11 protein-coding genes and 3 pseudogenes are annotated in these 20877 nt (G+C 64.7%); 7 read left to right on the forward strand and 7 right to left on the reverse strand.

Annotation, left to right across the window (positions count from 1 at the left end):
- The 5 genes and pseudogenes from RT028_RS14910 to pcaC form a co-directional block, all read left to right on the forward strand.
- Positions 1–169 (forward strand): annotated as a pseudogene (locus RT028_RS14910) (3-oxoadipyl-CoA thiolase); the annotation flags it as partial.
- 109 nt (positions 170–278) lie between these two features.
- Positions 279–1568, forward strand: a complete 1290-nt coding sequence (locus RT028_RS14915; RefSeq protein WP_312935897.1) for an MFS family transporter — start codon at positions 279–281, stop codon at positions 1566–1568.
- Between the two features lie 9 nt (positions 1569–1577).
- Positions 1578–2942 (forward strand): 3-carboxy-cis,cis-muconate cycloisomerase, encoded by a 1365-nt coding sequence (locus RT028_RS14920; RefSeq protein WP_312935898.1) that lies wholly within the window; start codon positions 1578–1580, stop codon positions 2940–2942.
- 11 nt (positions 2943–2953) lie between these two features.
- Positions 2954–3745, forward strand: a complete 792-nt coding sequence (gene pcaD, locus RT028_RS14925; protein WP_312935899.1) for a 3-oxoadipate enol-lactonase — start codon at positions 2954–2956, stop codon at positions 3743–3745.
- 10 nt (positions 3746–3755) lie between these two features.
- Complete coding sequence (pcaC, locus tag RT028_RS14930) at positions 3756–4145, forward strand: 4-carboxymuconolactone decarboxylase (RefSeq protein ID WP_312935900.1); 390 nt, start codon at positions 3756–3758, stop codon at positions 4143–4145.
- A 1220-nt stretch (positions 4146–5365) separates the two neighbouring features.
- Here the strand turns inward: pcaC and RT028_RS14935 are convergent.
- The 4 genes and pseudogenes from RT028_RS14935 to RT028_RS14950 all read right to left on the reverse strand — a co-directional run bounded on the left by RT028_RS14935 (position 5366) and on the right by RT028_RS14950 (position 12989).
- Positions 5366–6620, reverse strand: a pseudogene (locus RT028_RS14935) (OprD family porin).
- A 610-nt stretch (positions 6621–7230) separates the two neighbouring features.
- Positions 7231–8670: an AdeC/AdeK/OprM family multidrug efflux complex outer membrane factor gene (gene adeC / locus RT028_RS14940; RefSeq protein WP_312935901.1), complete on the reverse strand. Its 1440-nt coding sequence runs from the start codon at positions 8668–8670 to the stop codon at positions 7231–7233.
- Positions 8667–11831, reverse strand: coding sequence for a multidrug efflux RND transporter permease subunit TtgB (gene ttgB / locus RT028_RS14945; RefSeq protein ID WP_312935902.1), 3165 nt, complete (start codon positions 11829–11831; stop codon positions 8667–8669). The genes adeC and ttgB overlap by 4 nt, the downstream gene beginning before the upstream one ends.
- 3 nt (positions 11832–11834) lie before the next feature.
- Positions 11835–12989 carry an efflux RND transporter periplasmic adaptor subunit gene (locus tag RT028_RS14950; protein WP_312935903.1) on the reverse strand — a complete coding sequence of 385 codons (1155 nt, stop codon included), beginning with the start codon at positions 12987–12989 and terminating at the stop codon, positions 11835–11837.
- A 254-nt stretch (positions 12990–13243) separates the two neighbouring features.
- On the opposite strand from RT028_RS14950, the gene RT028_RS14955 reads away from it, so the two are divergent.
- Positions 13244–13879, forward strand: a complete 636-nt coding sequence (locus tag RT028_RS14955) for a TetR family transcriptional regulator (RefSeq protein WP_312935904.1) — start codon at positions 13244–13246, stop codon at positions 13877–13879.
- Between the two features lie 65 nt (positions 13880–13944).
- On the opposite strand, the gene RT028_RS14960 is transcribed toward RT028_RS14955, so the two are convergent.
- Complete coding sequence (locus RT028_RS14960; RefSeq protein WP_312935905.1) at positions 13945–15396, reverse strand: MDR family MFS transporter; 1452 nt, start codon at positions 15394–15396, stop codon at positions 13945–13947.
- 358 nt (positions 15397–15754) lie between these two features.
- On the opposite strand from RT028_RS14960, the gene RT028_RS14965 reads away from it, so the two are divergent.
- Positions 15755–16624 (forward strand): oxaloacetate decarboxylase, encoded by an 870-nt coding sequence (locus RT028_RS14965; protein ID WP_312935906.1) that lies wholly within the window; start codon positions 15755–15757, stop codon positions 16622–16624.
- A 63-nt stretch (positions 16625–16687) separates the two neighbouring features.
- Here RT028_RS14965 and RT028_RS14970 read toward each other — a convergent pair whose 3' ends face one another.
- Positions 16688–18520 (reverse strand): tetratricopeptide repeat protein, encoded by a 1833-nt coding sequence (locus RT028_RS14970; RefSeq protein WP_312935907.1) that lies wholly within the window; start codon positions 18518–18520, stop codon positions 16688–16690.
- 237 nt (positions 18521–18757) lie between these two features.
- Positions 18758–20877: pseudogene (locus RT028_RS14975) on the reverse strand (hypothetical protein); the annotation flags it as partial.

A 20877-nucleotide genomic window follows, 5' to 3' on the forward strand; every position in this document is an offset into this window, starting at 1 on the left:
CAATCCCAATGGCGGCGCGATCGCCCTCGGCCATCCGTTGGGCATGAGCGGCGCGCGTCTGGTGCTCACGGCGCTGCATCAGTTGGAGAAGAGCGGCGGGCGCAAGGGCCTGGCGACGCTGTGCGTGGGCGTAGGGCAGGGCCTCGCGTTGGCCATCGAGCGGGTCTGACCAGGCGTGTACACGGCGCGTGGGGGCGGGCGCCCCTGCGCACTGTTGAACAAGCATGTAACCGGGTATGTCTAGACTTACCTGTGACCCCCTCAGGAGCAACCCGTCCATGACTACCCCCCACTACACCGCCGAAGAGCGCAAGAAACGCGTCTTCGCCATCGTCGGCGCCTCCTCGGGCAACCTCGTGGAATGGTTCGACTTCTATGTCTACGCCTTCTGCGCCATCTACTTCGCACCGGCGTTCTTCCCGTCCGATGACCCCACCGTGCAGTTGCTCAACACCGCGGGTGTGTTCGCCGCAGGTTTCCTCATGCGGCCCATCGGCGGCTGGATCTTCGGCCGCCTGGCCGACCGCCACGGGCGCAAGAACTCGCTGATGATCTCGGTGCTGATGATGTGCGCCGGCTCGCTGATGATCGCCTGTCTGCCGACCTACGCCAGCATCGGCACCTGGGCGCCCGCGCTGCTGTTGATCGCGCGCTTGATCCAGGGCCTGTCGGTGGGTGGTGAGTACGGCACCACGGCCACGTACATGAGTGAAGTGGCCCTGCGCGGCCAGCGCGGCTTCTTCGCCTCGTTCCAGTACGTCACGCTGATCGGCGGGCAGCTGCTGGCGGTGCTGGTGGTGGTGATTCTGCAGCAGCTGCTGAGTGAAGAAGAGCTGCGCGCCTGGGGCTGGCGCATTCCGTTCGTGGTCGGTGCGGTGGCGGCGGTGATCTCGCTGATGCTGCGTCGCTCGCTGGAGGAAACCAGCAGCGCCGAAACCCGCCAAGACAAGGACGCCGGTTCGATCAGCGGGCTGTTCCGCAACCACGGCGCGGCCTTCATCACCGTGCTCGGCTACACCGCCGGCGGTTCGCTGATTTTCTACACCTTCACCACCTACATGCAGAAGTTCCTGGTCAATACGGCCGGCATGCCCGCCAAGCACGCCAGCTACGTGATGACTGGCGCGCTGTTCCTGTTCATGTTGATGCAGCCGCTGTTCGGCATGCTCTCCGACCGCATCGGGCGGCGTAACTCGATGCTGCTGTTCGGTGCGCTGGGCACGCTGTTCACCGTGCCGCTGCTGATGGCGCTGAAGACCGTTACCAGCCCGATCATGGCCTTCCTGCTGGTGACCGTGGCCCTGGCCATCGTCAGCCTGTATACCTCGATCAGTGGTCTGGTGAAGGCCGAGATGTTCCCGGCGCAGGTGCGCGCCCTGGGCGTGGGCCTGGCCTATGCGGTGGCCAACGCCCTGTTCGGCGGGTCGGCGGAGTACGTGGCCCTGAACCTCAAGTCGATGGGCATCGAGAACACCTTCTACTGGTACGTCACTGCCATGATGGCGGTGGCCTTCCTGTTCAGCCTGCGGCTGCCGAAAAAAGCCAGCTACCTGCACGATGATCACTGAGGAGTGCGCATGACCCCGCACCTGGGTAACCAGCTGTTCGACGCCTACTTCACCGCTGCACCCATGCGTGAGGTGTTTTCCGACCGGGGTCGCCTGCAGGGCATGCTCGATTTCGAAGCTGCCCTGGCCCGCGCCGAGGCCTCGGTAGGGCTGGTGCCGCCCAGCGCGGTGCCGGCGATCGAGGCGGCCTGCAAGGCCGAACGCTATGACGTCCAGGCGTTGGCGCAGGCGATCTGCAGCGCCGGCAACTCGGCGATTCCGCTGGTCAAGGCGTTGGGCAAGGTGGTGGCCAGTGGTGTGGCCGAAGCCGAGCGCTACGTGCACCTGGGCGCCACCAGCCAGGACGCCATGGACACCGGGCTGGTGCTGCAACTGCGCGCTGCCCTGGCCTTGCTCGAAACCGACCTCGGCACGCTGGCTGACACGCTGTCACGCCAGGCCCTGTTGCACGCCGATACGGTACTGGTCGGGCGCACGTGGCTGCAGCATGCAACCCCAGTCACCCTCGGCATGAAGCTCGCCAGTGTGCTCGGCGCGCTGACCCGCCATCGCCAGCGCCTCAAAGAACTCAAACCACGCTTTCTGGTGCTGCAGTTCGGCGGCGCCTCTGGGAGCCTGGCCGCGCTGGGCAGCAAAGCGTTGCCCGTCGCCGAGGCGCTGGCCGAGCAACTGCAACTGACCCTGCCCGAGCAACCCTGGCACACCCAGCGTGATCGCCTGGTCGAGCTGGGTTCAGTGCTGGGCCTGATCGCCGGAAGCCTGGGTAAGTTCGGGCGAGACGTCAGCCTGTTGATGCAGACCGAGGCCGGCGAAGTGTTCGAACCCTCGGCGCCGGGCAAGGGCGGTTCTTCGACCATGCCGCACAAGCGCAATCCGGTGGGCGCAGCGGTGCTGATCGGTGCTGCCACGCGCGTGCCGGGGCTGGTCTCGACGCTGTTTTCGGCCATGCCCCAGGAGCACGAGCGCAGCCTGGGCCTGTGGCATGCCGAATGGGAGACCCTGCCGGAGATCTGCTGCCTGGTTTCGGGCGCCTTGCAGCATGCGCAGGTCATTGCCGATGGCTTGCAGGTCGACACCGAGCGCATGCGCCAGAACCTCGACCTGACCCAGGGCCTGGTGCTGGCCGAAGCCGTGAGCATCGTGCTGGCGCAGCGCCTGGGCCGCGACCGTGCCCATCATCTGCTCGAACAGTGCTGCCAGCGCGCCGTCGCCGAACACCGTCACCTGCGCAGCGTACTCGGCGACGAGCCGCAGGTGGCCGAGCAGTTGTCGAGCGATGAACTCGATCGCTTGCTCGACCCTGCCCATTACCTCGGTCAGGCGCGCGTGTGGGTGGCGCGGGCGGTGGCTGAACATCAACAATTTTCTGCCTGAAGGAGACCGCTGTGGCACATCTGCAACTGGCTGATGGCGTACTGAACTACCAACTGCAGGGCCCGGCCGATGCGCCGGTGCTGGTGTTGTCGAACTCGCTGGGCACCGACCTGGGCATGTGGGACGCGCAAGTGGCGGTGTGGTGCGAGCATTTTCGCGTGCTGCGCTATGACACCCGTGGTCATGGCCAGTCGCTGGTTACCGAGGGGCCGTACAGCATCGCGCAACTGGGCGCTGATGTGCTGGCACTGCTCGATGCGCTCGACATCCCCAAGGCGCATTTCGTCGGGCTGTCGATGGGCGGCCTGATCGGCCAATGGCTGGGCATCAACGCGGGTGACCGCCTGCTCAGCCTGACGTTGTGCAACACCGCCGCATTGATCGGCAGCGCGCAGGTGTGGAATGACCGCATCGATGCTGTGCTGGCAGGCGGCCAAGCGGCGATGCTCAACCTGCGCGACGGCTCCCTGGCGCGCTGGTTCACCCCAGGCTTCGTCGAGGCTGAGCCCGCCGGGGCCCAGCGCATCACGCAGATGCTGGCCAGCACCTCGCCTGAAGGCTATGCCGCCAACTGCGCCGCCGTGCGCGATGCCGACTACCGCGAGCAGGTGCAGCAGATTCAGGTGCCGACGCTGATCGTGGCAGGCACTCATGATGTAGTGACCACGCCGGAACATGGCCGCTTCCTGCAGGCGCACATTGACGGTGCGCAGTTCGTCGAGTTTGCGGCAGCGCACTTGTCGAACGTGGAGACCGGCGCGCCGTTCACACGCCGCGTGCTCGATTTTCTGCAAGCTTGCTGAGGGCTGTTCGATGGATGAGCAACAACGTTACGAAGCCGGCATGCACGTGCGCCGCGAGGTGCTGGGCGATGCGCATGTGGACCGCAGTCTGGACAAGCTGACCGACTTCAACAGCGAGTTTCAGAACATGATCACCCGGCATGCCTGGGGTGATATCTGGACGCGGCCTGGGTTGCCGCGGCACACCCGCAGCTTGATCACGATCGCCATGCTGATCGGGATGAATCGCAACGATGAGCTGAAATTGCACTTGCGTGCGGCTGCGAACAACGGCGTGACGCGCGATGAGATCAAGGAGGTGCTGATGCAGAGCGCGATCTATTGCGGGATTCCGGCGGCCAATGCGACGTTTCATCTGGCGGAGTCGGTGTGGGATGAGTTGGGGGTGGAGTCGCGTTAAGCGCGGGCTGCCATTTCGCTGGCGCGGCGAGGGCTGCTGATTGCATTTCATGCGGTAAGGTCGTTGCCTGGGCGGCAGCCTTTCACCTTTACGGCGACCTACTTTTGCCGGGCAAAGGTAGGCAAAACCCGCGTGCTTCGCCAGCCTGCCCTTCACTGCGCTGCGCTGCGTTACTTCGCTGGCGCGGCGAGGGCTGCTGATTGCATTTCATGCGGTAAGGTCGTTGCCTGGGCGGCAGCTTTTCGCCTTTACGGCGACCTACTTTTGCCGGGCAAAAGTAGGCAAAACCCGCGTGCTCCACCAGCCGGCCCTTCACTGCGCTGCGCTGCGTTACGGGTGCCCTGCGTTGTGGCGCGCTCCAGGGCTGCGCGGCCTACGGTTTGCTGCGCAAACCTACATCTCGCACCTTCGGCTGCGCCTCAGGTGCGCTGCGCGCCCGCCCCTGCGCACACCACAACGCAGGCCGGCTGAAGTCGCGATTGGCGGCGCCTGGGCTGGCGGGGGATAGGGGCGTGTGGGGGGCTTGTGGCTGTTTTATTGCACGGTTGGGGATATGGCGTTGCTGATGGGGGATTGTGGGATGTGCTGGCATGAGTGGTTGGCGAGTGGGTAGCAAAGCGCGCGTTAACCAGACCTGATATCCCTCCGGTTTTTAGTACTTCGTGAGGTTCGTTGCCCACCAGCTTGCGGCTTTGCATGGCTGTCGTATCTTGTGGCCCTCCATGCAATCCATACCCGGCCAGTCCAGGCGCCATCAATCGCGACTTCAGCCGGCCTGCGTTGCGGTGTGCGTAGGGGCGGACGCGCAGCGTCCCTGAGGCGTAGCCGAAGGCGCGAGATGTAGGTTTGCGCAGCAAACCGTAGGCCGCGCAGGCCCGAAGCGCGCCGTAACGCAGGGCACCCGCAACGGAGCGCAGCGCAGTGGAGGGCCGGCTGGTGGAGCACGGGGTCTTTTGCCTACTTTTGCACCCTTGCAAAAGTAGGTCGCCGTAAAGGCGAAAAGCTGCCGCCCAGGCAACCCAACCATGGCAGGTTGCAAGATCCCCAGCTATCCATAAATCGACACAACACCAGTGCGGCGCCCGTCGGCCCACCTGACCTGCACGATGGGCACGCAGACCGGGTAACGGGTAGACAAGGTTCTAGGGTCAAGATCAGGCCCTGCGCGTCACACCCCGCAATCGCACGCCGGCCCACAGTCTCGACAGCCCTTACAGCCCTTACAGCAAGCTGAACGGATAACTCACAATCAGTCGGTTCTCATCGAACGCATTGGTGCTGTAATCCCGGCGCATGGTCGAGTTGCGCCACTTCACGGTGAGGTCCTTGAAGGCGCCCGACTGCACCGCATAGGCCAGCTCGCTCTCGCGAGCCCACTCCTTGCCATCGTCAACCACGGCGGTGTGCACGTTTTCGCCTTTGATGTAGCGGTTCATCAGGGTCAGCCCGGGCACGCCGATGCTGGCGAAGTTGAAGTCGTGACGCACCTGCCAGGAGCGTTCCTTGGCGTTGTCGAAGCTGGCGTTGTAGCTGTCGTTGGCGAGCGTGCCGCCACTGGTGCCGTTGACCCTGAACCAGGCGTCGTCCCCGCTGACTTTCTGCAAGCCGACATAGAAGGTGTGCCCTTGGTACTTGGCCGAGAGCAGCGCAGAGGCGGTGCGGTTGTCCAGATCGCCGGCGCGCTCGCTGCCGTCTTCCTTGCCGATGAAGTAGCCAAGGTTGGCGGCCAGGGTCCAGTCGCCTACCGGCTGGCTGTGTTGCAGGTTCAGGTACTGCTGCTGGTAGACGTCCTTGAGCTGGGCGTTCCACAAGCCGACCAGGGTGCGCTTGTCGTTGAAGGTGTACTCACCGCCGGCAAAGTTGAAGCGGTCGGAGGTGGCGGCGGGGCGGCCGTTGAAGAACATGTCTTCCATGCTGGCGTCGTTGCGCGGGCTGTTGGCTCGGAACTGACCGCCGTACAGGCTCAAACCCTCGATTTCGCGCGACACCACCTGCGCCCCGCGGAAGGTCTGTGGCAACGAACGGCCGTCGTCGGAACGCAGGATCGGCAGCACCGGCATCCACTCACCCACTTTCAGCTCGGTCTGGGAGATTTTCGCCTTGAGGGCGACGCCCAACCGGCCAAAGTCATCGGCTGGGCGGCCATCGTCATGGATCGGCAGCAACTGCGTACCGCCTGTGCCACGACCGCCGTCGAGCTTGACCGAGTACAGGCCGAGCACATCGACCCCGAAGCCGACCGTGCCTGGGGTTGAAGCCTGAGCGGGCGTCGAGGATGAAGCTTTGCGTCCACTCCTCGGCCTTGCTCTGGCGATTGCCAGGGTCGACGAAATTGCGGTTGATGTAGAAGTTACGCAGGTTCAGCGTGGCCTTGGCGTCTTCCATGAAGCCGCCATCGGCGGCCAGGGCCGGCAGGCTGCAAGACACGGCCAACAGGCCAGGCAGCAGGTGGCGTGCGGGATGAGGAGTGTTCATCTGTCGAAGATCTCTTGTTGTTATCGGCACGGCAGTACGCTGCAGGACACCCTGCAGCCAGAGCCCTGGGCAAAAGGGAACGTTTGGTACATTGCGAGGCCGATGGTGCTGCGAAGGGTAGGGCGAGGCAATTCGCCGCAGGCGGAACAGGGCGATTACCGAACGGAATGTTCTAGTTGGTTCATTTTGCCAGTGCCGGGGGAAAAGCGCACGGGGCGGCAGGAATCAGTGCGAGGGATAGGGGCATGAGGACGGTGGCCGTCAGGGTTACCCCGCGCATTCAGCGGTAACCGCACGCCTGGATTGGCGCGGTTGAAGACCACCCTGCAGGCGCTAACTGTCTTTCACCTGATCCGGACAAACGATCCCGGAGGACGGGCTCGTCAGATCGAGGGGTGCTGTCTGCATCAGGTCGGCTGCGCCGGCTATTACGACTGACCGGCGCGCCGGACCGGCCGCTTCTACGATTTGCGTATCACGTCAGCCTGATGCGGTCGAGTAGGAGCGGCCGATCCGGCGCCCCGGTTAGCCGCGATGGCGCCGGCAGGCGCCCAAAGCTTCTGGTGAATGGCGCTGGCCTTCGCCAGCCAGCGCCGTCGCCCCGCTTCGATTACCGCGCCGCCTGCTGGTTCGCCTCCCCCGTGCGCTCATACCAGCCGCCACCCAAGGCCTTGTACAGGTTCACTTCGCTGACCAGCTGCGACAACCGATCGGTAATCAGCGCCTGTTGCACGCTGAACAGCGAGCGCTGGGCGTCGAGGAACGTCAGGTTGCTGTCGATGCCGATGCGATAACGGCGTTCGGCCAGGCGGTAGTAGTCCTTGTTCGCGGCGACCAGGTCACGCTGGGCCTGTAACTGATCCTGGTAGGTCTTGCGTGCGGTCAGCCCATCGGCAACTTCCTGGAAGGCGGTCTGGATGGTCTTCTCGTACTTGGCGACGTTGATGTCTTTCTGGATTTTCGAATATTCCAGGCTGGCCTTCAGCGCACCGGCGTTGAAGATCGGCAGGCTGATCTGTGGCTGGAACAGCCAGGTGCCCGAGCCACCGCCGAACAGGCCACTCATGTCCGGGCTCAGGGTCCCGGCATTGGCGGTCAGGCTGATGCGTGGGAAGAACGCCGCCCGCGCCGCGCCGATGTTGGCGTTCGCAGCCTTGAGCAGGTGTTCGGCCTCCTGGATGTCCGGGCGACGCTGCAGCAGGTCCGAAGGCAGACCGGCCGGTACTTCGGCCAACTGATCGGCATCCAGCGCCAGGGGCTCGGGCAGGTTGCTCGGAATACCGGTGCCCAGTAGCACAGTCAGGCTGTTGACGTCCTGCGCCACCAGGCGCTGGTACTGCGCCAGCTTGACCCGCGCGCCTTCCACGGAAGTGCGCGCCTGGCTCAGATCGAGCGCCGAGGACACACCGACGTCGGTGCTGCGCTGGGTCAGGTTCAAGCTCTCCTGGAAGGCCTTGAGCGTGTCCTGGGTCACGCGCAATTGCGCCTGATCCGCCTGCCAGGTGTAGTAGGCGTTGGCCACGCTGGCCACCAGAGCGATCTGCGTGGAGCGGCGAGCCTCTTCACTCGACAGGTAGGTTTCCAGGGCCTGTTGGCTGAGGCTGCGCACTCTGCCGAACAGGTCCAGCTCGTAGGCGCTGACACCAAGCGTTGCCGAGTACTGGCTGGTGATGCCGGAACGGCCGGTCTGCGACAGGTCGGACGGCACCCGCTGGCGGCTGCCGCTGGCATCGGCGGATACGGCCGGGAACAGATCGGCGCGCTGGATGCGGTACTGCGCGCGGTAGGCGTCGATGTTCAGCGCGGCAACGCGCAGGTCACGGTTGTTTTCCAGCGACGTCTGAATCAGCTGTTGCAGCGCGCGGTCGGTGAAGAACTGGCGCCAGCCCTGTTCTGCCGCCGCCACATTGGCCGACTCGGCCGGCGAGTACGCCGGGCCTTGCGGGAATTGCGCCGGGACTGGCGCCTCGGGCGTCTGGTAGTCAGGGATCAGCGAGCAACCGCTCAGAATCAGGGCGGTTACCGCCAGGGACAGCAAGGACTTGGTCATTGCCCAGCCTCATAACGTGGAGTTTCAGGAGTGTCAGGCGTGTGGTCGTCTTCGGGCTTCTTCTTGCCGCCGAATACCGACGACACGGCCACGAAGAACAACGGCACCCAGAAGATGGCCAATACGGTGGCACTGATCATGCCGCCGATGACGCCGGTACCAATGGCATGCTGGCTGCCCGAGCCCGCGCCGCTGGCGATGGTCAACGGTACCACGCCGAGAATGAACGCCAGCGAGGTCATGATGATCGGGCGCAAACGCATCCGGCAGGCTTCGATGGTGGCGTCGTACAGGCTCTTGCCTTGCTCGTGCAGCTCTTTGGCGAACTCGACGATCAGGATCGCGTTCTTCGCCGCCAGGCCGATGGTGGTCAGCAGCCCCACTAGGAAGTACACGTCGTTGGACAGCCCGCGCAGGCTGGTGGCGATCAGCGCACCGATGATGCCGAGCGGCACCACCAGTACGACCGCGATCGGGATCGACCAGCTTTCATACAGCGCCGCCAGGCAGAGGAAGACGAACAGGATCGACAGCGCGAACAGCGCCGGCATCTGCGAGCCTGAGAGTTTTTCCTCATACGACATGCCGGTCCAGGCGTAGCCGATGCCATCGGGCAGCTCGCCGGCGATGCGTTCGACTTCGGCCATGGCTTCACCGGTGCTGTAGCCGGGTGCCGGAGTACCGAGCACTTCGACCGCCTCGACACCGTTGTAGCGCGACAGCTTCGGCGAGCCGTAGGTCCACTCGCCACTGGCGAAGGAGGAGAACGGCACCATCTCGCCCTTGCCGTTGCGCACGTACCATTTCTTCAGGTCTTCGGGGCTCATGCGCGCGCTGGATTCGCCCTGGATGTAGACCTTCTTGACCCGACCACGGTCGATGAAGTCGTTGACATAGCTGCCGCCCAAGGCGATGGACAGGGTGTTGTTGATGTCGGCGATGGTCACGCCCAATGCACTGGCGCGTTCGTCATCGACGATCAGCTGGTACTGCGGCTCATCGTTCAGGCCGTTTGGACGCACACCCGCGAGGATCTTGCTCTGCGAGGCCTTGCCGAGGAACTCGTTGCGCGCCTCCATGAGCTTCGCGTGGCCGACACCGGCGCGGTCCTGGAGGAACACGTCGAAGCCGCTGGCGTTACCCAGCTCCAGCACCGCAGGCGGGGCGAAGGCGAACACCATGGCGTCACGGAAGGTGAAGAAGTGCTGCTGCGCGCGCTGGGCCAGGCCAAACACGCTGTTCTCTGCAGAACGTTCGCCCCACGGTTTGAGCATGATGAAGGCCATGCCCGAGCTCTGCCCGCGGCCGGCGAAGTTGAAGCCGGTGACGGTAAACACCGACGAGACCGTATCGGCTTCGTCCTTGAGCAGATAGGCACGCATCTGGTCGACCACATCCTGGGTGCGCTCGGCACTGGAACCGGCCGGCGTCTGCACCTGGGCGAACAGCACGCCCTGGTCTTCTTCGGGCAGGAACGCGGCAGGGATGCGCATGAACAGCCAGATCATGCCGACCACGATCAGCGCATAAGCCAGCAGGAACGGCAGCTTGCGACGCAAGATGAAGCCCACGCTGCGCTCGTAACCCTGCACGCTGCGGTCGAAGTTGCGGTTGAACCAGCGGAAGAAGCCGCTCTTGCCGGAGTGGTGCTCGCCTTTCTTCAGCGGCTTGAGCATGGTCGCGCACAGCGCCGGGGTGAACACCAACGCCACCAGCACCGACAGGCCCATAGCCGATACGATGGTGATCGAGAACTGCCGGTAAATCACGCCTGTGGAGCCGCCGAAGAAGGCCATGGGCAGCAGTACCGCCGAGAGCACCAGGGCAATACCGACCAGCGCGCCCTGGATCTGCTCCATCGACTTCTTGGTCGCCTGCTTGGGCGGTAGCCCCTCTTCGGACATGACCCGCTCGACGTTCTCCACCACGACGATGGCGTCGTCCACCAGCAAGCCGATGGCCAGCACCATGGCGAACATGGTCAGGGTGTTGATGCTGAAACCGAACGCGGCCAGGATGCCGAAGGTACCCAGCAACACCACCGGCACGGTCATCGTGGTGATGATGGTGGCACGGAAGTTCTGCAGGAACAGGTACATCACCAGGAACACCAGCACCACGGCTTCGATCAGGGTGTGAATCACCCCACTGATCGATTCGGTGACCACCGGCGTGGTGTCATACGGGAACACCGCTTTCATCCCGGGCGGGAAGAAGGGCTCCAGGTCGCTGATGGTCTGGCGCAGGGCCTTGGCGGTGTCCAGGGCGTTGGCGCCGGTTGCCAGCTTGATCGCCAGGCCCGAGGCAGGCTTGCCGTTGAACTGGGCGCTGACGGAGTAGTTCTCGCCACCCAGGCCGACCTTGGCGACATCACTCACCCGCACCTGCGACCCGTCGCTGTTGACCTTGAGCAGGATCTTCTCGAACTGCTCGGCGGTCTGCAGGCGGGTCTTGCCGATGATGGTGGCGTTGAGCTGGGTGCCGGGCACGGCCGGCAGGCCGCCGAGCTGGCCGGACGATACCTGCACGTTCTGCGCGGTGATGGCGGTGCGCACATCGACCGGGGTCAGCTGGAATTTGTTCAGCTTGGCCGGATCGAGCCAGATGCGCATGGCGTACTGCGCGCCGAACACCTGGAAGTCACCCACACCCGCGGTGCGCGAGATCGGGTCCTGCATGGTCGAGACGATGTAGTTGGCCAGGTCGTCCTTGGTCATGCTGCCGTCTTCGGACACCAGGCCGATGACCATCAGGAAGTTCTTCACCGCCTTGGTCACGCGGATGCCCTGTTGCTGCACTTCTTGGGGCAGCAGTGGGGTGGCCAGGTTGAGCTTGTTCTGTACCTGCACCTGCGCGGTGTCAGGGTTGGTGCCCTGCTCGAAGGTGGCGGTGATGGTCATGCTGCCGTCGGAGTTACTTTCCGACGACACATAGCGCAGGTTGTCGATGCCGTTGAGCTGCTGCTCGATGACCTGTACCACGGTGTCCTGCACGGTCTGCGCGGACGCACCCGGGTAGCTCACGGCGATGGCGATGGCCGGCGGCGCGATGCTCGGGTACTGGTTGATCGGCAACTTGAGGATCGACAGGGCGCCGACCAGCATGATGACCAGGGCGATGACCCACGCGAAGATCGGGCGATCGATAAAGAACTTCGACATGGTTTACTCCGCTTTGGCGTCTGCGTCGCTGGCCTTGGCCGGGTCAGGGGTGTTCGGCTTCTTCAGGTTGGTGGCCTCGCTGACCTTCACCTCGACGCCTGGGCGAACATACTGCAGGCCTTCGGTGATCAGGCGGTCGCCTGGGTTCAGGCCTTCCTCGATCAGCCAGTCGCTGCCTTGGGTACGGTTGGCCTTGAGTTCACGCAGCTCGACCTTGTTGTCCTTGTTCACCACCAGCGCGGTCGGGGTGCCCTTGAGGTCGCGGGTCACGCCTTGCTGCGGCGCCAGGATGGCGTTGGAGCGGACCCCGGACTTGAGCCGCGCGTGCACGAACATACCGGGCAGCAGGGCGTGGTCGGGGTTGGGGAAGATCGCGCGCAGGGTCACGGAGCCGGTGGTTTCATCGACGGCCACTTCCGAGAACTCCAGCCGGCCCTGCTGCTGGAACAGGCTGCCGTCTTCGAGCACCAACTGCACTTGCGCAGCGTTGTCGCCGGCTTTCTGCAGGTTGCCGCTGGCCAAGTCACGGCGCAGCTTGAGCAGCTCGGCAGTGGACTGGGTGACGTCGACGTAGATCGGGTCGAGCTGCTGGATGGTGGCCATGGCGTTGGCCTGGCCGCTGTTGACCAGCGCACCTTCGGTGACCGCCGAACGGCCGATACGGCCGCTGATCGGTGCCATCACCTTGGTGTAGCGCAGGTCGATCTGTGCGCTTTTCAAGGTGGCTTCGGCCTGCAGGCGCTTGGCATTGGCGTTGTCGTATTCTTGGCGGCTGACGGCTTGTTCGTCGATCAGTTGCTTGTAGCGGCCGGCCAGCGAGCGCGTGGCTTGCAGGTCCGCCTGAGCAGTGGCCAGGGTGGTCTCGTAGACGGCAGGGTCGATCTGGTACAGCTGCTGCCCCTGCTTGACGTCGCTGCCTTCCTTGAACAGACGCTTGAGAATGATGCCGTTGACCTGTGGGCGCACTTCGGCCATGCGGAACGCCGTAGTACGCCCCGGCAGTTCCGAGGTCAGGGTGAAGGCTTGTGCTTGCAGGGTGACAACGCCGACTTGAGGGGCCTGCGCAGCTGGCGGCGCCTCTTCTTTCTTACAGCCGCTGAGCAATGTGGCCAGGGCGACGGCGGAAACCAGAGCGGTAACAGCTGGCTTGAAGTGCATGAGGATCCTCGGAACGCGGGAGCAGGGGGAGCTCAAGGGTAATAGATGTGTGCGTACGAATAATGCTATCGGGTGGATAAATAGCTTGCTAAGCAATATACTTACATTCACGGTTGTTTGTAAATACCGCCAGGTGGTACTCGGCGACTACCTGCAACCTGTTGAATACGGTCCGAGAGGCGCACGTCAGAGGCGTCCCGGTGGATTCCCGCGCTGGATTCTCGGCCCGGGCCTGATGTGAGGTTTTTGCTGCCATGGTTCGTCGTACCAAAGAAGAAGCCCAGGAAACCCGTGCCCAGATCATCGAAGCGGCGGAAAAAGCCTTCTATCGTCGTGGCGTGGCGCGCACGACCCTGACCGACATCGCGCAACTGGCAGGGGTCACTCGCGGTGCCATCTACTGGCATTTCAGCGACAAGGTGGAACTGGTCCAGGCGCTGCTCGATGCACTGCACGAAACCCACGATCACCTGGCACGTGCCAGCGAGAGTGAAGACGAAGTCGATCCGCTTGGCTGTATCCGAAAATTGTTACTGCAAGTCTGCAAGGAACTGGTTCTCGACCCGCGCACGCGTCGTATCAATGAGATCCTGCACTACAAGTGCGAGTTCACCGACGATATGTGCGAAATCCGCCAGCAACGCCAGCATTCGGTGCTCGACTGTCATCAGGGCATCGTCATCGCCATGACCAATGCCGTGCGCCGTGGCCAATTGCCTGCAGACCTTGACCCCGAACGTGCCGCCTTGGTGCTGTTCGCTTACTTCGATGGCCTGTTCGGCCGCTGGCTGCTGCTACCCGACAGCTTCGACCTGCTGGGCGATGCGCAAAACTGGGTCGATGCCGGGCTGGACATGCTGCGCTTGAGCCCCGCCCTGCGCAAACGGTGATTTGTGAACGATTGTAGGGCGGCCGTGCCCGGATGGCCTGCAGCAGCCAATCCGCGCCGCCGCCCTCAATGCCCGCGCAGCTGGCGATCCGGCAATGCCACCGCCGCGAGCAGCGCCAGCAGCGCAACGGCGGCGCTGCCCAGCAAGACCTGACGAAACACCGCCAGGAGTGCCTGCTGCCCCTGGGCTTTCGCTGGGCTGCCGGCAATGCCGCCCAGCAGTGGATCGCTCAACAGCGTCAGGCCGCCATGCTGCAGCAGGGCGAGCAGCAGGCTGGACATGATCGCCACCCCCATCGCCCCACCCAGCGAGCGGAACAGGTTGGTGGTGCTGGTGGCCACACCGATGTCCTGCCGGGTCACTGCGCTTTGCGTGCCCACCAGTGAGGTGGGGAACTGCAAGCCACCGGCGATCCCTGTGAGCAACATGAACACGGCGCTCAAGGCCGTTGCCTGCGGCGCGCACAGGGCCATGCCGAGGATTGCCACCGGCATCAGCAGGGCGCCGGCGAGGATCTGTGGCTTGTAGCGGCCTGTGCGGCTGGTCAGGCGCCCGCCGGTAAACGCGCCCAGCGGCAGGCCCATCGCCAGTGGCAACAGGTGCAACGCCGCCGCGTCGGCACTGCCTCCGGTAATCGCCTGGTAGCGCAACGGTATCAGCATGGTCAGCGAGATCGACTGGAAGCTGGCGAAGAAGATCACGCACCAGCACAGCACCGCCACCCGGTTACGAAACAGCCCCAACGGCAACAGCGGCTCGGGGAAGCGCCGTTCCTGCAGCAGCAACAGCAGACCGCCGACCAGCGCGCCGCCGAACAGCGCCATGACCGCCGGCGAACGCCAATCCTCCCCATGACCGATCAGGCTCACGCCCATCAGCAGGCTGCCCAGGCCAAGGACCATCCACACCGCGCCCACGTAGTCGACCTGTGCCTGGCGCCGGGTCACCGGCAGCCCGGCCAGCGCCCGATGGATCGCCCACAGCGCAACCAGGCCCAAGGGCAGGTTGATCCAGAAGACCCAGTGCCACGACAGGTAGGCCGTCAGCCAACCGCCAAGCACCGGCCCGGCGACGCTGGCCAGCGCGTACATGCTGCTGAAATAGCCCTGGTAGCGGCCGCGTTCACGCGGCGGCACGTAGTCGCCGATGATCGCCTGGCTGACCGACACCATGCCGCCTGCGCCGATCCCTTGCAGCACGCGCGCCAGGACCAGCTGTTCCATGTTCTGCGCCAGCGCGCAGGCCACCGAAGCCAGGGTGAACAGCGCCGTACCGGTGAGGATCATCCGCCGGCGGCCATACAGGTCGCCGAGCTTGCCGTAGATCGGCACGGCCACGGTCATGGCCACCAGGTAGCCCGAGATGACCCAGGCGAGCAGGCCGATGTCGTTGAAGTCGGCAGAGATGGCGGGCAGGGAGACAGCGACGATAGTCTGGTCGAGCGCGCCGAGCAGAATGGCCAGCATCAGGGCAGTGAGCACAGCGCGCAGCGCGGGCTCGGGCAGGGCAGTGGTCACGGATTACCTGAACGATCTCGAGGGAGGGGCCTGGGCCCGGGGCGTGTCGCCAGAGTGTATCCCGAGTTAGGAAGCTATCTATGTAAAATGTGCATCCCCTATGCACGATCGGCATAACCCCTTTCATCTTCTGAAACATGGCTGCGTGCTATCTTGGCAGCACCAAACAAGCGGAATCACTGGCTTTGCACCACCTTGGTGCAGCAAATTGTCGCGTGATCCCCCACTGCTGCATCCCGCGTTTTCTATTCCCTGCCTGCATGCTGTGCATGGAGCGCATCCCATGGCAATGATTGGAACAGGTCGGCAAGGCCGGCTCTGGGAGCCAGTTCAAATTTGACGTTTCAGCGGAGTGACCATGCCCAAGGCTTCCCACCACGATCTGCGTTTTGCGTTCCGCCAGTTGCTCGAATCGGGTTCCTGCTACCACACCGCTTCGGTGTTCGATCCCATGTCGGCGCGTATCGCCGCTGACCTGGGCTTTGAGGTCGGCATCCTGGGCGGCTCGGTCGCCTCCCTGCAGGTGCTGGCTGCCCCCGACTTCGCCCTGATCACGCTGAGCGAGTTCGTCGAGCAAGCCACCCGCATTGGCCGCGTCGCGCAGTTGCCGTTCCTCGCCGATGCCGACCACGGCTACGGCAATGCGCTGAACGTGATGCGCACGGTGATCGAGCTGGAGCGCGCAGGTGTCAGCGCGCTGACCATCGAAGACACGTTGCTGCCAGCGCAATTCGGCCGCAAGTCCACCGACCTGATCTCGGTCGATGAGGGCGTGGGCAAGGTGCGTGCGGCCATCGAGGCGCGGGTCGACTCGGCCATGGCGATCATCGCCCGCACCAACGCCGGGGTCCTCAGCACCGAAGAAGTCATCCACCGTACGCAGAGCTACCAGAAGGCCGGCGCCGATGGCATCTGCATGGTCGGCATCAAGGATTTCGACCACCTCGAACAGATTTCCCGCCACCTCAGCGTGCCCCTGATGCTGGTCAGCTATGGCAATCCGAACCTGCGTGACGACCAGCGCCTGGCCGAGTTGGGCGTGCGCATCGTGGTCGACGGCCATGCGGCCTACTTTGCGGCGATCAAGGCCACCTATGACTGCCTGCGCCTGCAACGCGGCCAGCAGAACCGCTCGGAAAACCTCAATGCCACCGAGCTGTCGCATACCTACACCCAGCCGGAGGACTACATCCGCTGGGCCAAGGAATACATGAACGTCGAGGAGTGATCCCTTCGTCATTGCCCTGCCGGTCGCGCATCACCTGACGTGCGACCGGCGCATCACCCCGCCTCAGGCACCCGGTGCCACGCGCTTGAGCGCGTCTTCGAAGTCGCGCACAAAGCGCGGCGAATCGAACAGTACCGACGTCTCACGCCCCGATTTCAAGCGTTCGCGCAATACCCTCAGCCGCGCGCCGTGGCTGGCCAACTCCACCGCGCGGTCTTCATAGGCCTGCAGCGAATGGCAGATCAGTTCCGGTAAACCCAGTGAAGTCAGCAGGCTGCCGGCCATGCGCGAGGCAAAGGTGCGCCCGGAGCGGGTCAAGACCGGCAAGCCCATCCACAGGGCATCGTTGGCGGTGGTGCCGGCGTTGAACGGGTAGGTGTCGAGGAACAGGTCGGCGGTGCTGTAGCGCGCCAGGTACTGCGAAGGCGGCACCCGTGGCGCGAACAGCAGGCGCTGCGGGTCAACGCCCTGTTCGGCCGCGCGCGCGCGCAGGTTGGCCTGCGCCCAGGGGTTGTCGGCGAGCAGCCAGAGCACGCTGCCGGGGGTGCGCTGCAGGATGCGCATCCAGCAGTCGAACACCGGCTCGTTGAACTTGTAGTTGTTGTTGAACGAGCAGAACACGAAACGATCGTCCGGCAGCCCGCACTCGGCGCGGCTGGGCAGCGCAGCCACCGGGCGCTGGCGGTCGCTGCACTGGTAGATCTGCGCCAGGTACAGCGGGGTTTCGCTGTAGTAGGGCTGCTCGCTGTCGGGGATCAGGTAGCGGTCGGCGATCACGTAGTCGATACCCGGCAGGCCGGTGCTGCCGGGAAAGCCCAGGTAGGTCATCTGCACCGGTGCCGGACGCAGCGCCGGAATGTCCGGGCGGGCGCCGGCGGTCAGGCCATGCAGGTCGATGAGAATGTCGATTTCATGGCGGCGGATGCACTGCGCAGCGGCCAGATCATCCAGGTCCGCGATACGCACGAAGTGGTCCATGGCCTGCTTGACTCGCTCGCGCAGCGGCGAGCCGTCCTCGCGGCTCCAGCAGAAACCGTACACCTCGAACTGTTCGCGGTCGATCAGCTCGAACAGCTCCACGGTCAGCAACGACACCGCATGCAGGCAGAAGTCCGACGACAGGAAACCGATGCGCAGCTTGCTGTGGCCGTAGCCCTGGCCAGGCGCCAGGGTGGCGGCCGGCACCTTGACCCGCTCGCGTACGAAACGCATGGCCGCGGCCAGTTGCAGGCCCGGATCGTCACTGGCAGCCAGCAGCGCCAGGGGTGACGAGGCCTTGAGCAGGTCGCCTTGGGTCAGCCCGGCGGGCGGCGCATAGACGGGCCACACGCACTGTTTCTGGCGCAGGTGCACCCAGTGCTGGATCACCTTGGGCTGTGCGGGCGCAGCGGCAAGGCTGGCGCGCAGGGCCGCTTCGGCCGCCTGCAACTGGCGGGTTTCCTCGCTGAGGCGGCCGATGGCGTTGCAGGTCATCAGGTACAGCTCGCGGCTCTCGGGGGCGTCGACCAGACGCTGATCGAGCACCGCCTGCCAGGTGGCCAGGGCCAGCTGCGGCTGCTGTTGGCGTTCCTGCAAGGTGCCGAGGTTGAACCAGGCCTGGGCAAACCGTGGATTCTGCGCGATGGCCGCGCGGTAGGCCTGCTCGGCCTCGGCACACTGATCCAGCTGGGTCAGGGTCGCGCCGAGGTTGAACTGGATGATGTAGTTGACCGACGACTGGCAATGACGCAGCCAGTGCTGGTACAGCGCCGCGACGTCATGCGGGCGCTGCGCGTTGTTGAGCCGTTCGGCCACGTCCAGCAGTTGCATCGGCTCGAGCGCCACCCGTTCGATCAGCTGCAAGGCACTGGCCAGCACGCTGTCGAGGTCTGGGTTTTGAAGGGGGTCGGTCGGCATGGATGCCAGGGTCTCCATAGGAAATACCGCGCTTTATGCAATGCTGCTTGTTCAAACGATTAGGGCCGCTTTGCGGCCCATCGCGGCTGAAGCCGCTCCTACAGGATCGCATGACCTGTGGGAGCGGCTTCAGCCGCGATGGGCTGCAGAGCAGCCCCAATTGAGATCAACTCGACTGAACTCGATACCGAACCCTTTCGAGCCGGTATCGGGTCAGTCAAGGTTTACCACTGACGATCAGTGAATCCAAGTCTGCACATCGGTCGCTACCAGCAGTTGCACGTCGCCGTCGTTGAACACGTTGTAGCTGGCGCCGTCCACCTGCGTGGTGCCTGCCGCCTGCCAGTGGCCGGCATCGCCGGTGATGTTCACGCTGTCGTTGCTGTTGCCATCGACGATCAGTTGCACCGGTGCCGCCGCGCCGTTGCCGGCGTCGGTGGCGTGGCCCAGGGCCGCCACTGCGGCAGCGTCCAGGGTCAGGCTGGTGGCCTGGCCGTTGTCCGCCGCCAGGTCGAGGTGGTTGAGCACCTGGCCGCCGAGCGCTTTCACATCCACCTGGGTCAGGTCGATCGACTGCGCGCCATTGCCATCGGTGCGGAACCACACGTCGGCGATGGTGTGGCTCTGGCCGTCGCTGGTCTCGAAGCTGCCGTTCAGGCCGATCAGGTTGCCGTGGTTGAGCTCGGTGGTCTTGTGCACGTCCAGGTTGAACTGGGTGATGCCCAGGTCATGCAGGCTGTGCAGCTCGCCCGCATCGGTCACGCCGTCGTTGTTGCTATCGACCCATACCTGCAGCGACGAGAACAGCGCGTCGGAGGCGTTGACCACGCCATCGTGGTTGCTGTCCAGGCTGGCCAGGGCTTCGAAACCGTCCTTGGCCAGGGAGCCGTCGGGCAGACGGAAGGACGAACCGAACAGCTCGCTACCGTCATTGACCTGGCCGTCACCGTTACGGTCGAGCACCAGCAACCCATCGCCGCCGCTGGCCCAGCCGGTGGTTTCCTTGTGGCCGTCGGCGTTCAGGTCGAACTGCACCCCGGCGCGCAGGTGCTGGGTTTGCACGCCGTCACCGTTGAGGTCGAGTACCAGCGGGGTGGACAACGCCAGGGCGTCGATCTGCGTGGCGCTCATGGCCTGCAACTGCGCGGAGGTGAAGGCATCGACCTGGTTCATCGACAGGTGCGACAGCTGCGCAGTGGTCAGAACCGCGGCCTGGGCGGTGGTCAGTGCCGCCACCTGGGCGGTGGTCAGCGCAGCCATGTCAGCCGTTTCGATGGCCACGATCTGCGTGGTGGTCAGTGCCGCGACGTCGGCCGTTTCCAGCGCAGCGAACTGCGCCGGCTTGAGGGCGACGATCTGCGCGGTGGTCAGGGCGGCCACTTGTGCGGTGGTCAGCGCCACCAGTTGCGGCGCCGTGAGCGCTGCGATGTCGGCGGTCTCCATGGCCGCCACTTGCGTGGTGGTCAGGGCCGCAATCTGCGTGACCTTGAGCGCGGCCACCTGAGCGGTGGTCAGGGCCACCACCTGGGCGGTGGTCAAGGCAGCGGTCTGCGCGGTGGTCAGGCTGGCTACGCTGGCCAGCGACAGGGCCGCGACGTCGGTGGTTTCCAGGGCCGCGATCTGGGTGGTGGTGAGGGCTGCGGCCTGGGCGGTGGTCAGTGCCGACACCTGGGCAGTGCTCAGGGCCACCACTTGCGCGGTGGTCAAGGCGGCGATGTCAGCGGTTTCCATGGCGCTGATCTGCGTGGCCTTCAGGGCGCCGATCTGCGCGGTGGTCAACGCGGCGACCTGAGCCGTGGTGAGCGCCACCACTTGCGTGTTGCTCAGCACCGCGAGGTCGGCGTTTTCCAGGGCCGCCACTTGCGTGGTGGTCAGCGCAGCGATCTGCGTGGGCTTGAGCGCAGTGATCTGGGCGGTGGTCAGCGCCACCACTTGCGCGGTGGTCAACGCAGCGAGGTCGGCGTTCTCCATCGCGGTGATCTGCGCCGGCTTGAGCGCGGCGACTTGCGCCGTGGTCAGGGCCGCCACTTGCGCGGTGGTCAAGGCAACGATGCTGGCGCTGCTCAGCGCGGCGACATCGACGGTCTGCATGGCCGCCACTTGCGTGGTGGTCAGTGCAGCGACTTGCGCAGGCTTGAGCGCGGCGACTTGCGCCGTGGTCAAGGCCACCACCTGGTCGGTGGTCAGGGCAGCGGTTTGCGCCGTGGTCAGGGCGGCGATGCTGTTGGCCGGCAGCGCGGCGAGGTCAGCGGTTTCCAGGGCCGCCACTTGCGTGGTGGTCAGGGCCGCGATCTGCGCGGTGGTGAAGGCACTCATCTGCGCCGTGGTCAGGGCCACGATCTGGGCGGTGGTCAGTG

It is taken from the genome of Pseudomonas sp. (assembly GCF_032058845.1).
GTDB lineage: Bacteria > Pseudomonadota > Gammaproteobacteria > Pseudomonadales > Pseudomonadaceae > Aquipseudomonas.

Excerpts from the sequence above, each read along its gene's own strand:
- RT028_RS14970 (WP_312935907.1), bottom strand. The coding sequence starts at position 18,520 with ATGCCGACCGACCCCCTTCAAAACCCAGACCTCGACAGCGTGCTGGCC.
- RT028_RS14920 (WP_312935898.1), top strand. The coding sequence starts at position 1,578 with ATGACCCCGCACCTGGGTAACCAGCTGTTCGACGCCTACTTCACCGCT.
- RT028_RS14950 (WP_312935903.1), bottom strand. The coding sequence starts at position 12,989 with ATGCACTTCAAGCCAGCTGTTACCGCTCTGGTTTCCGCCGTCGCCCTG.
- RT028_RS14965 (WP_312935906.1), top strand. The coding sequence starts at position 15,755 with ATGCCCAAGGCTTCCCACCACGATCTGCGTTTTGCGTTCCGCCAGTTG.
- RT028_RS14915 (WP_312935897.1), top strand. The coding sequence starts at position 279 with ATGACTACCCCCCACTACACCGCCGAAGAGCGCAAGAAACGCGTCTTC.
- adeC (WP_312935901.1), bottom strand. The coding sequence starts at position 8,670 with ATGACCAAGTCCTTGCTGTCCCTGGCGGTAACCGCCCTGATTCTGAGC.
- pcaC (WP_312935900.1), top strand. The coding sequence starts at position 3,756 with ATGGATGAGCAACAACGTTACGAAGCCGGCATGCACGTGCGCCGCGAG.
- ttgB (WP_312935902.1), bottom strand. The coding sequence starts at position 11,831 with ATGTCGAAGTTCTTTATCGATCGCCCGATCTTCGCGTGGGTCATCGCC.
- RT028_RS14955 (WP_312935904.1), top strand. The coding sequence starts at position 13,244 with ATGGTTCGTCGTACCAAAGAAGAAGCCCAGGAAACCCGTGCCCAGATC.